8 protein-coding genes are annotated in these 8,101 nt (G+C 37.0%); 1 reads left to right on the top strand and 7 read right to left on the bottom strand.

What is annotated here, in order from left to right:
- The 7 genes from PVV69_RS05595 to PVV69_RS05565 form a co-directional block, all read right to left on the bottom strand.
- On the bottom strand, window positions 1-575 hold a 575-nt coding region (locus PVV69_RS05595; protein ID WP_273756776.1), incomplete at its 3' end, for a site-specific DNA-methyltransferase.
- A gap of 81 nt (window positions 576-656) precedes the next feature.
- On the bottom strand, window positions 657-1,058 hold the full coding sequence (locus PVV69_RS05590) for an SUF system Fe-S cluster assembly protein (protein WP_273756775.1): 402 nt from the start codon (window positions 1,056-1,058) through the stop codon (window positions 657-659).
- A complete protein-coding gene (locus PVV69_RS05585) occupies window positions 1,051-2,295 on the bottom strand; it encodes a cysteine desulfurase (protein ID WP_273756774.1) in 1,245 nt (414 codons plus the stop codon). Before PVV69_RS05585 ends, PVV69_RS05590 begins: the two co-directional genes overlap by 8 nt.
- A 9-nt stretch (window positions 2,296-2,304) precedes the next feature.
- Window positions 2,305-3,570 carry a Fe-S cluster assembly protein SufD gene (gene sufD / locus PVV69_RS05580; RefSeq protein WP_273756773.1) on the bottom strand — a complete coding sequence of 422 codons (1,266 nt, stop codon included), beginning with the start codon at window positions 3,568-3,570 and terminating at the stop codon, window positions 2,305-2,307.
- A gap of 12 nt (window positions 3,571-3,582) precedes the next feature.
- Window positions 3,583-4,338 carry a Fe-S cluster assembly ATPase SufC gene (sufC, locus tag PVV69_RS05575; RefSeq protein WP_273756772.1) on the bottom strand — a complete coding sequence of 252 codons (756 nt, stop codon included), beginning with the start codon at window positions 4,336-4,338 and terminating at the stop codon, window positions 3,583-3,585.
- 55 nt (window positions 4,339-4,393) lie between these two features.
- Window positions 4,394-5,905 carry a Fe-S cluster assembly protein SufB gene (sufB, locus tag PVV69_RS05570; RefSeq protein ID WP_273756771.1) on the bottom strand — a complete coding sequence of 504 codons (1,512 nt, stop codon included), beginning with the start codon at window positions 5,903-5,905 and terminating at the stop codon, window positions 4,394-4,396.
- Between the two features lie 177 nt (window positions 5,906-6,082).
- Window positions 6,083-7,228: a cysteine desulfurase family protein gene (locus tag PVV69_RS05565; RefSeq protein WP_273756770.1), complete on the bottom strand. Its 1,146-nt coding sequence runs from the start codon at window positions 7,226-7,228 to the stop codon at window positions 6,083-6,085.
- A gap of 160 nt (window positions 7,229-7,388) precedes the next feature.
- Here PVV69_RS05565 and PVV69_RS05560 point away from each other — a divergent pair, with 160 nt between their 5' ends.
- Window positions 7,389-8,069 (top strand): alpha/beta hydrolase, encoded by a 681-nt coding sequence (locus tag PVV69_RS05560; RefSeq protein WP_273721255.1) that lies wholly within the window; start codon window positions 7,389-7,391, stop codon window positions 8,067-8,069.
- Window positions 8,070-8,101 lie beyond the last annotated feature (32 nt).

Below are 8,101 nucleotides of genomic sequence, written 5' to 3'. Positions count from 1 at the left end.
GCATCCATATCGGTTGAACGAGGAAGCAAATTAGGTCGCCAAATAGTTTTGTCTTTAGCATAAACCATTACAAAATCATGGTTATCTGAAAGCCACTTTGCGTCATTTTGTGGAGCATATTTCTTTTGCCAAATAACATTGTTTACAAAATTTTTTCGACCAAAAATTTCATCCATCATTACTTTCAGATAAGCTTGTTCATCGTCATCAATAGATATCCAGATACTTCCATCATCTGCGAGTAAATGATACAGGAGTTCTAACCTATCTCTCATAAGACTTAGCCATATAGAATGTTCTAAACCATCTTCATAATGTTCGAATGCATTACCTGTATTATAAGGTGGATCGATATAGATACATTTCACCTTCCCTGTATATTCTTGTTCAAGGGCTTTGAGGGCGAGTAAATTATCACCAAAAATGAGTTTATTATCAAAAATATCTCTCACAGAAATTTGATGCGAAGCATGATAAGATTTTTTAAGATCTTCCAATAAAATACGGGATTCTAATTTTGGGCGTTTTTCTTTTCCTATCCAAGTGAGTTCTAATTTTTGTTTATTATAACCCATTTGATGTCCTTAAGTTTAAATGCTACAAAAAATTAATAAATACACTCATAAATACGTTGACTAAAATTCTCCTAACAGGATTTAGTACCATCCGACAGCAATTTGTGCTTCTTCTGACATACAATCAGGTGTCCATGGCGGATCAAATGTCATGGTGACTTCAACATGTGAAACACCTTCAACTGCACTTACCGCATTTTCTACCCAACCTGGCATTTCACCAGCAACGGGACACCCTGGTGCTGTGAGTGTCATTTCAATCTTTACTAAACGATCATCTTCAATATCAATACGATAAATTAATCCTAGCTCATAAATATCAGCAGGGATTTCTGGATCATAAACCGTTTTCAGAGCAGAAATAATATCATCCGTCATACGATCAATTTCATCTGCTGGAATTGCTGATATGTAAGACTTGTCATTTTTTCTTACATTTTCAACAGATTCTGTAGAATGATGCTCTTCAATTGTTTTAGCCATTAAAAAATATCCTTGCTTTTTCTAATGCTTCCACTAATTGGTCAATGTCTTCATGATTACTATACATAGCCAATGATGCACGGCAAACAGATGTTAAACCAAAATGTTGTAATAAAGGTTGTGCACAATGCGTTCCTGCACGGATAGCAACACCTTGTCGGTCAACAAACATAGCGATATCATGTGCATGGATTTCTTCAATTTTAAAAGATATAATAGCTCCTTTATGAGGAGAATGCCCATAAATACGTAACGATTTAATCGCTTTAAGTCTTTCATGTGCATAGGATAAAAGTTCTGCTTCATGGGCGTAAATAGCATTCCTGTCTTTTTGCTTTATATAATCAATAGCAGCAGCTAATCCAACAGCTTCAGCTATGGGAGGAGTCCCCGCTTCAAAGCGATGAGGGGGAGCATTATAAAGAACCTTATCAATGGTTACCTCCTCAATCATTTCCCCACCCCCTTGAAAAGGATGCATTTCCTCTAGCCTCAATTCCTTGCCATAAAGCACACCTATACCTGTAGGACCATAAAGTTTATGACCCGTAAAGACATACCAATCACAATCAAGATTTTGCACATCAACGGTTAAATGCACTGCCCCTTGAGAACCATCAACAAGAACAGGAATGGCATTTTGATGTGATAGCTTAATAATTTCTTGAACAGAAGGTACGGTTCCCAATACATTAGACATATGCGTAATAGCAACAAGTTTTGTTTTATTATTTAAAGCTTTTTGAAAATCTTCAATATGGAGGACACCATTCTTATCAACGGGCACGAAGACGAGCTTAATACCTTTTTGTTCACGAATAAAATGCCACGGAATAATATTGGAATGATGCTCCATAATGGTGAGAATAATTTCATCACCTTCCTTTAATTGAGACATCCCCCAACCATAAGCAACAGTATTAATAGCTTCCGTTGCACTTTTCGTAAAAATAATTTCCTTTGCTGTTTTAGCGTTTAAAAACGCACGAACTGTTTCACGAGCATCCTCATAACATTGTGTCGCTGCATTCGATAAAAAATGCATTCCTCGATGCACATTTGCATAACGACATCGATAGAAATTATCCATCGCATCGAGCACAAATTGCGGTTTTTGAGCAGATGCCCCACTGTCAAGATAAGCTAACCGTTTACCATAAACATTACATTGCAAAATAGGAAAATCACGGCGAATTTCTTCTACGTTATAACTCAATATTGGTATGTCACTTTCCATTATTTTGCCTTAAACATTTTTTTCTAACCATTCGCCAATCATATTCTTCAAAACAGTTTGGATATTTTCTTGTTTGATCTCATCAATGAGCTCGGAGATAAAACCTTTAATCAGAAGTGCACGAGACATTTTAAAAGAAATACCGCGCGCCATAAGATAAAAAAGATAATCATGATTAATGTTGGCAACTGTCGCACCGTGACCACATGCAACATCATCAGCAAAAATTTCTAGTTCAGGCTTTGCATTAAATTCTGCATCATCTGAAAGAATGAGGCTATTACAGGCCATGCGTGCATCTGTTTTTTGAGCTTTTTGAGCAACACGTATTATGCCTTGAAAAACGCCAACGGCTTTATCTGTTACCACATTGCGTACAATTTCTGTTGAGGTTGATTTTTCTTCAACGTGGCGAACATTCATCGTAAGATCACTATGCGTCTCTCCTGATAATAAATTGATGACGCGTAATTGAAAGTCGGAATCTTCTCCTTGTAACTCAACATCAATTTCCTGACGATTAAGTTGACTGCCTATATTAATCACATAAAGGGATAATTTTGCTCCTTGATCAAGAACAGCACGAAACCGGCCAAACTGTATAGAATTAAAACCACGATTGCGAATAAGGATCCATGTTACATCACTATAAGCAGCAACATGTAACGAAAAGATTGAACTGACAAAACTCTCTTTATCATCGCCAATCTGACGTTCAACAAACACAGCTTGACTGTTTTTATCCATTTTTATTTCCGAAAAAATATGAGATTGTCCACTCATTTGAATATTTTGCAATTCAATAGGAACAGTTAATTTTGTATTTTCAGGAATATGGAAAAGCCAACCATCCGTAACAAAAGCGGTATTTAATTGTCCGATAAAGTCTTCATTAGAAGTGATTTGATCTATCTGTACTTCATTTTCCTTTAAGGCATCAGCAAGCCGCTTTATGGTCATATTTGCTACATTTGACTGTGTCGATGTTTTTCCATTTTTAATAGAAAAAACAGTACTTTCTTGAAGTAATGCAGTAATGTATTGCCCATCAGCATTTGTTTGCGAAAAGTCACTCACAGATTTCAATAGTGTACGCAGATTAGTATAATGCCAATTTTCGATTTTCCGTGAAGGAAGACATGTGGTTTGAAACAGTTCAATCGCTTTTTTGCGAACTGCCCGCACAGTCTTATCACCAGGTAAATTGTTTATAGATTGATTGAAATGATTGAGTATCTCCTTTTCAACCGCTAACAATTCTTGTTGTGCGCTCATATTACAATAACCTCAAGCTGCTTCATTAATAAGATCAGCATATCCATTTTGTTCCAAATAAAGCGCTAGTGATTTATCTCCGCTTTTAATAATACGTCCTTTATAGAGAACATGTACCGTATCAGGAATAATATAGTTCAGTAGGCGTTGGTAATGGGTAATGACCAGAAATGAACGTTTTGAATCTCTGAGTTTATTAACACCATCTGCAACAATTTTTAGTGCATCAATATCTAAACCAGAATCTGTTTCATCTAAAATGCAGAGTTTAGGTTCAAGAAGTGCCATTTGTAAAATTTCAGCACGCTTTTTTTCCCCCCCTGAAAAACCCACATTTAATGGACGTTTTAGCATGTCCATATCTATATCAAGTTTTGAAGAAGCTTCTTTAACACATTTTATAAATTCAGGAATTTTAAGTTCTTCATCACCACGTGCTTTACGTTGAGAATTCATTGCAACTTTTAAAAATTCCATCGTTGCCACTCCAGGTATTTCCATTGGATATTGAAAGGCAAGAAAAACACCATAGGTTGCACGTTCTGCTGGATCCATTTCTAAAAGTGATTGTCCATTATAAAGGATATCTCCTTCTATGACTTCGTAATCATCACGACCTGCAAGTAAATAAGACAAAGTCGATTTTCCAGCTCCATTTTGTCCCATGATAGCAGCAACTTCACCATCTTGAACGGTCAAGTTTAACCCTCGAATAACTTCTGTATCGGTTCCAACAATACGGGCACGCAAATTTTTTATTTCTAACATAATGAAATCCTGTTCTGACTCTTTTAAGCCAAAGAGATGCTCTTTACCTTACCGATTATCCTACACTACCTTCAAGGCTGATACCAATGAGCTTTTGTGCTTCAACGGCAAATTCCATTGGAAGTTTTTGAATAACTTCTTTTACAAAACCATTCACAATTAGTGCGATAGCTTCCTCTTCAGGAATGCCACGCTGCATAACATAGAAAAGTTGATCATCAGAAATTTTTGATGTTGTCGCTTCATGTTCAAATTGCGCTGTCGCATTTTTTGCTTCAATATAAGGTATTGTATGAGCACCACAATCATTGCCAATTAACAAACTATCGCATTGCGTAAAATTACGTGCATTTTGTGCTTTTCGATGTGCTGTAACTTGTCCCCGATAAGTGTTATTTGAAAAACCAGCCGAAATGCCTTTAGAAACAATACGACTGGAAGTATTTTTACCTAAGTGGATCATTTTTGTACCGGAATCGATTTGTTGATAACCGTTTGCAACAGCAATAGAATAAAATTCCCCACGCGAGTTATTCCCACGTAGCAAACAAGATGGATATTTCCAAGTAATAGCAGAACCAGTCTCGACTTGTGTCCATGAAATTTTAGAATTATCGCCCCGACAATCTCCACGCTTTGTGACAAAATTATAAATACCACCCTTGCCTTCTTTATCGCCGGGATACCAATTTTGTACTGTAGAATATTTAATTTCTGCATTTTCCAGTGCAATAAGCTCAACAACAGCGGCATGCAGTTGATTTTCATCACGTTGGGGGGCTGTACACCCCTCAAGATAAGAAACATAGGAATTTTCATCGGCAATAATTAATGTTCGCTCAAATTGACCTGTATTGCGTTCATTAATCCTAAAATAGGTTGAAAGCTCCATAGGACAACGGACGCCTTTGGGAATATAAACAAATGAACCATCTGTAAAAACTGCTGCATTCAAGGCAGCATAATAATTATCACCCACAGGCACAACGCTTCCTAAATGTTTTTTAATAAGAGCGGAATGTTCGATAATTGCTTCTGAAATAGAGCAAAAAATAACGCCAGAACGTGCAAGCTCTTTTTTAAATGTTGTCACAACAGAAACAGAATCGAAAACCGCATCGACAGCAACCTGCCCTGATGCATAGATACTTTCATCAAAAGTAGAAGGATCAGACTGTTTTCTTACTCCTGCTAAAATCTCTTGTTCTTTGAGGGGAATACCAAGCTTTTCATAGGTTGCCAACAATTCAGGATCGACTTCATCCAAAGATTTTGGTCCTGTATGATTTTTAGGAGCAGCATAATAATAAAGCTCTTGAAAATCAATTGGAGGATATTTAATGCGCGCCCAACTCGGTTCTTGCATTGTTGACCAACGGTGGAAAGCTTGCAAACGCCATGTGAGCATCCATTCAGGTTCATGCTTTTTAGCAGAAATAAATTTGATAATATCTTCGTTTAAACCTTTTGGAGCTTTGTCCATTTCAATATTGGTTTCAAAGCCATATTTATATTGATCAACATCTATTTCACGTACTTGACGTATTGTTTCTTGTACTGCCGGCATAAACTTTCTCCATTTTTGGCATCAAGAACCGGTGACTAAAAGTCTCGTGTTTTACAGGATTAAAATGAATAATTCATTTTTTAGGCTATACGCACTTTAGGCTATATGCAAAGTGGAAAAATCTTAATCAAGCTTTTTATTTAAAATAATTCTAATTTTCAAGTTCAATGATAAATCCTATCCTCTTTTATTACTGATAATTTGAGAAAAAGACAATAGAAAATCATCAATGTCTTGAGAAGTTGTACACCGCCCTATTGAAATACGAATTGCTCCATTGGGAATATGATACCCCATTGCCTCCAAGACCCTGCTTTGTTTTACTTTCCCTGAAGAGCAGGCAGAACCTGCTGATACAGAGAACCCAGCCAAATCAAAAGCAATTTGCATTGTTTCAGCGTTTATACCACGCACCGTGAAATAAGTTGTATTTGGCAAACGCTGAACTCTTTTGCCAAAAATTTCAACATCATGACATACTTTCTGTATTCCATTTTCTAATTTATCGCGTAAATATAGTAACTGCTTTATCTGTTCTTTTGTATAACAATCAGCAATTGCTGCCCCGAAAGCAGCAATCAATGGCAATGCTTCTGTTCCTCCACGTAACCCTTTTTCTTGTCCTCCTCCTACAATAAGAGGAGTTGGCATCAAAAGGTTTCCAGATGAAACAAAAGCACCAATCCCTTTAGGACCACCAATTTTATGAGCCGACAGTATAAAAAAATCTCCTTCCATCTGATCAATATCAACAAAATTTTTGTCTACATATTGTGTTAAATCAGCAATCAGAATCCCTCCAAAATCACGAACAATCGCAGCTATCTCTTTTATTGGCTGAAGAACACCCGTTTCACTATTTGCAGCTTGAATAGCAACAAGAGGAAGCCCCATTGTTTTATCGTGCATTTTTAAGAGAGAGACTAATTTATCTTGTTGAATAAGCCCATCTTGATCAACAGCAACTGTACTGATACATTCTTGAGAAAAACGTCCTCCTTCTGCAACAGATGGATGTTCTGTTGCCCCAATATAAAGATGAGAAAATCGAATTTTAGATCTTCCCATATTATAAAAGGGTGTTAATAAAGTCATTGCCGCTTCACTTGCACCAGATGTAAAGACAACGTGATCTGGATTGGTATTGAGACTTTCAGCAACTTGTCGACGTGCTTTTTGTAATAACGCTTTCGCAGCACGCCCTTCCGTATGAACGGATGAGGGATTACCAAATATCTCTAAAGATTCTAGTAATGCCACCCGTGCTGCTTTCTTGAGTGGTGTTGTCGCGTTATGATCAAAATATCGGCGTTTCATAACCATTTTATATCGCAATCATTCATCTGATGAATTGATTAAAAAAAATAGTGCAATTTTCTTGAAAAATGCACTTAAAAAAGAATATCTAGTAATTACTTAAGAGATTCTATGGTAAAAGTCGATCAAGGTCAATGAGAGCTTATCGTATGTTAAGGAGCATTTAATGCCAGAAGTTATTTTTAATGGTCCCGCAGGTCGGCTTGAAGGGCGTTATCAGCCTTCTCAGCAAAGAAATGCACCAATTGCGATTATTTTGCATCCTCATCCCCAATTTGGTGGCACAATGAACAATAAAATTGTTTATGATCTCTTCTATATGTTTCAACAACGTGGCTTTACAACATTACGTTTTAATTTTCGTGGTATTGGTCGCAGTCAAGGTGAGTTTGATTATGGGATAGGAGAGCTTTCAGATGCTGCCGCTGCTCTCGATTGGGTACAAGCACAGCATCCTGATTCTAAAAATTGCTGGGTGGCGGGCTATTCATTTGGTGCTTGGATTGGTATGCAGCTTTTAATGCGCCGACCGGAAATTGAGGGCTTTATATCCGTTGCTCCTCAACCAAATGTTTATGACTTTTCATTTCTTGCCCCTTGTCCCTCCTCTGGGCTTATTATTCACGGTGCTGTTGATAAAGTGGCTCCTCCAAAAGATGTTCAAACGCTTGTAGATAAACTCAAAACACAAAAAGGTATTACTATTACACAAGAAATATTGGAGGGCGCTAATCACTTTTTTAGCGGATATCATCAAGAGCTTATTGAACGATGTGCACAATATTTAGACAATCATATTACTGGCGAATTCCTCGCTCCTCCGCCCGAAATACTTTCACTTACCTAAGCGTTAGAATTTATAAAAAGTGAACAAGAACT

It is taken from the genome of Bartonella sp. MM73XJBT, assembly GCF_028618465.1.
Lineage (GTDB): Bacteria > Pseudomonadota > Alphaproteobacteria > Rhizobiales > Rhizobiaceae > Bartonella.
This window is presented reverse-complemented; position numbering and strand designations above follow the sequence as displayed.